Raw genomic sequence first — 3,403 nt, 5'->3', positions numbered from 1 at the left:
GAGGCCCGTTCGGGCATGACGGGCCGGCAGGGGGCGCTGCCCCCGTCGCCCTTGCGGGCGACTCCCCCGGGGTATTTCGGCCGAGAAGAAACGGCGCGTCTCGGCGATCTGCGGGGTCTCGTCCAGAGCCTCGCCCATGGTGGTCAGAGTGACATCGAATCCCTCGTCGACCAAACCGGCCCGCGTGGCCATGGCGAGCGCCCGCCGCCAACCCGTTACCGACAGGGTCAGGCTGCCATTGGCGCGGCCCGCCGCATCCGCCGTCACGTCACCGATGACCGACAGGGCCATGTCGCCCCACTGCGCGCCGAATTCGCGCACCGACAACGCCTCGATCCCCACCGGACCCGCGCCGCCGGCAAAGCGGTCCAGCGGTTGGTCGAACCGGGCCGTGGCGTCCATGCGCAGTTGCCGGATCGAGGGCGGCAGGGTGCCTTCCGGGTCGAGCAGGGCCTGCCAGCTTGCAGGCAGCACGACGCTCTGCGCCTCCAGGAACAGATCGTAGCCGTTGGCGACCTCTGGGACCGAGCGCATCGCCGCCAGCAGGCGCGCCATGGTCAGGTCGGACTCGTCCGCCAGGCCCTGCAACCGCGGCCTATCGACCTCGAGAGTGGCCCGGTCGAAGGACAGCGCCGTGTTGGGGCGCACCCGGGCGCTGGCGCGCATCCGTTCGGTCGTCAGATCCATCGCGCGCCCCGCAACCTCGAGGGTCTGGGTCTCGGGCCAGACCGCGATGACCTCGTTGGGTCGGTAAGCCAGGGCAAACACCTGGAACCAGGGCGCCTGCCAGGCCAGCCCCGTGACCGGATCCTCGATCCGCAGGGCGTCGAAAGTGGTATCGAAACGCGAGGGAAAGCCGACAATGGACCAGCCCGCGTGGCCGACTGCGACGCGGCCCGTCGCCTCGGCCTCGGCCAGCGCCCGGGTGATCGCGTCTTCCACCGCGCCGCGGGTATAGACCCAGTAGCCCCCGTAAAGCGCGGCCAGCACCGCCGCGATGATCGTAAGCCAGCGCATCGCTTGCCCTTTCGCCTGCCGCCCGCTTGGTGTTTACAGGGCTGGCGCAACAAGGGCCAGAGATCAAATAATGTGGGTGTTCGGATACGGATCGCTGCTGTGGAACCCCGGGTTCGACCCCGTGGATCAGGTGACCGCCGTTCTGGCGGATTACCACCGCAGTTTCTGCATGCTCTCGATCCATCATCGCGGCACCGAGGCAACCCCCGGCCTGGTGCTGGCGCTGGCCCATGCCCCCGGGGCGCAATGCACCGGCGTCGCCCTGCAGGCCACCCCGCACGAAGCCGAGGACGTGCTGGCCTATCTACGCGAACGCGAGCTGGTCTCGGCCGCCTACCTCGAACGCCATGTATCCCTGCGCCTGTCCGACGGCCGCGAGGTCGAGGCGCTGGCCTATGTCATCGACCCCGCCCACCGGCAATACGTCGACTTCCCGCTGGAAACCCAGGCACAGATGATCGCCCGGGCCGTGGGCGGACGTGGCCCCAATCGCGAGTATCTGCTCAACACCCATGCCCATCTGCGGCAGATGGGCATCCGCGACCCCGACATGGACTGGCTGGCCGAGCGCGTGCCCCGGATCCCCGAATGACCCCTTTTTCATTTGGGTTTCGGCCTGTGACACCCTATGGTCCGGCGAAAGAACAACACCGGTGCTATTCATGGCGACACGGGAAGCCGAGGCCGAGCCACATTTCTCTCAACCCGTGCGGCAGATCATCTCGATGCTCGTCGTGCTCGGGTTGGTCGCCGCAGGGGCCGTTTTCGCCTTTCCACGCGTTGCGGGCGTGTTTCTGGCGAATCCCTATCTGAACGGCTTTATCGGGCTGGTCTTCGTGATCGGCGTGCTGTCCTGTTTCGGGCAGGTCTACCAGCTGATCGGCTCGGTCCGCTGGATCGAGGGGTTCGCGCTGGCCCGTCCGGGCCACGAGGAGTTTCGCGCGCCGCAGCTTCTGGCCCCGCTGGCGACACTGCTGCGCTCGCGGGGGGCGCGGATGCAGTTGTCGTCGTCGTCCTCGCGGTCGATCCTGGACTCCGTGGCCCAGCGGATCGACGAGGACCGCGAGATCACCCGCTACATCGTCAACACGCTGATCTTCCTCGGGCTGCTGGGCACCTTCTACGGGCTGGCCACCACCGTACCCGGGCTTGTCGAGACGATCCGATCCCTCAACCCAGACGAGGGCGAGAGCGGCATCGACATCTTCACCCGACTGCAACGCGGCCTCGAGGCGCAGCTGGGCGGCATGGGCGTGGCCTTTGCCTCGTCCCTGCTGGGGCTGGCCGGGTCGCTTGTGGTGGGCCTGCTGGAGCTTTTCGCGGGCCATGGGCAGAACCGGTTCTACCGCGAACTGGAAGAGTGGCTTTCCTCCATCACCCGGGTCGGCATGGCCGACGACGACGGCAGTGAGACCACCGCGCTTGCCAGCATCGTCGACCAGATGTCCGACCAGATGGAGGTGCTGCAACGTATGGTGATCCAGACCGATGACGGCCGCGCCCAGGTGGACGAACGCCTGCAAGTGCTGGCCCGGTCCGTGGAACGGCTGGCCGAGCGCCTGGAACAGGACGACACTCCCGGCCAGCTGGCCCGCGTCGCCGACAGCCAGGAAGCGCTGGTGCAGGCCATGAAGGACAGCGGCATGGACGGAATCGACCCCGAAAGCCGGATGCGCCTGCGCTCGATCGACGTCGGGCTGATGCGCATCCTGGAGGACCTGTCGGCGGGCCGCCAGGAGGTCGTGCAGGACCTGCGCGCCGAACTCGCGGCCCTCGCGCGCTGCCTGCGCCAGAGCAACGCGACACGGCCGAACCAGACCGACGGAGGGTCGTGAGCCATGACGCTTCGCCGCAGGACCGGGGCCCGGTTCCAGGCGTCGATATGGCCCGGTTTCGTGGACGCCATGACCGGCCTGTTGCTGGTTCTGATGTTCGTTCTGACCATCTTTATGGTGGTCCAGTTCGCCCTGCGCGAGACCATCTCGGGCCAGGAAAACCGCCTTTCGGAACTTTCCGAGGAGGTCGCTGCGCTGAGCGCGGCGCTGGCGACCGAACAGGATCGCTCGGCCGCCCTGGGCCAGCAGGTGGGCAATCTTTCGGATGAACTGGGCCGGGTGCGCGGACAACTGTCCGACGCGCGCGGCCGTGTCGCCGAGCAGGACGACGAGATCGCCCGGCTCACCGAGGACCGCGACGCCCGCGCCGCGGCGCTCGAAGAAGCCGAGTCGCGCATCACCGGCTTCGAGGCCCGGGTCGCGGGGCTGCTGGCCGGACGGCGCGCGGACGAGGCCCGCATCACCGAGTTGCAAGAGACGCGAGAGGAGCTGGTCGCGACGCGATCGGTTGGCATTCCTTGCGACGTTACCGCGCCCAAGAAGACATTGGC

3 protein-coding genes and 1 pseudogene are annotated in these 3,403 nt (G+C 68.1%); 3 read left to right on the top strand and 1 reads right to left on the bottom strand.

Translation table 11 applies throughout. The annotated features are described in order from the left end of the window. Positions 1–1,017, bottom strand: a 1,017-nt coding sequence (locus ACH107_RS31245; RefSeq protein WP_412509552.1) for a DUF2125 domain-containing protein, incomplete at its 3' end; no start/stop codon positions are given. A gap of 70 nt (positions 1,018–1,087) precedes the next feature. Here ACH107_RS31245 and ACH107_RS31240 point away from each other — a divergent pair. From ACH107_RS31240 to ACH107_RS31230, 3 genes and pseudogenes are all read left to right on the top strand, one after another. Then, positions 1,088–1,609: a gamma-glutamylcyclotransferase gene (locus tag ACH107_RS31240; protein ID WP_412509551.1), complete on the top strand. Its 522-nt coding sequence runs from the start codon at positions 1,088–1,090 to the stop codon at positions 1,607–1,609. A gap of 70 nt (positions 1,610–1,679) precedes the next feature. After that, positions 1,680–2,852, top strand: a complete 1,173-nt coding sequence (locus ACH107_RS31235; protein ID WP_412509550.1) for a biopolymer transporter ExbB — start codon at positions 1,680–1,682, stop codon at positions 2,850–2,852. Positions 2,853–2,855: 3 nt separating this feature from the next. After that, a pseudogene (locus ACH107_RS31230) lies at positions 2,856–3,403 on the top strand (peptidoglycan-binding protein); the annotation flags it as partial.

The sequence above is a fragment of the Roseovarius halophilus (ex Wu et al. 2025) genome (assembly GCF_047086965.1).
This window is presented reverse-complemented; position numbering and strand designations above follow the sequence as displayed.

Excerpts from the sequence above, each read along its gene's own strand:
- ACH107_RS31240 (WP_412509551.1), top strand. The coding sequence starts at position 1,088 with ATGTGGGTGTTCGGATACGGATCGCTGCTGTGGAACCCCGGGTTCGAC.
- ACH107_RS31235 (WP_412509550.1), top strand. The coding sequence starts at position 1,680 with ATGGCGACACGGGAAGCCGAGGCCGAGCCACATTTCTCTCAACCCGTG.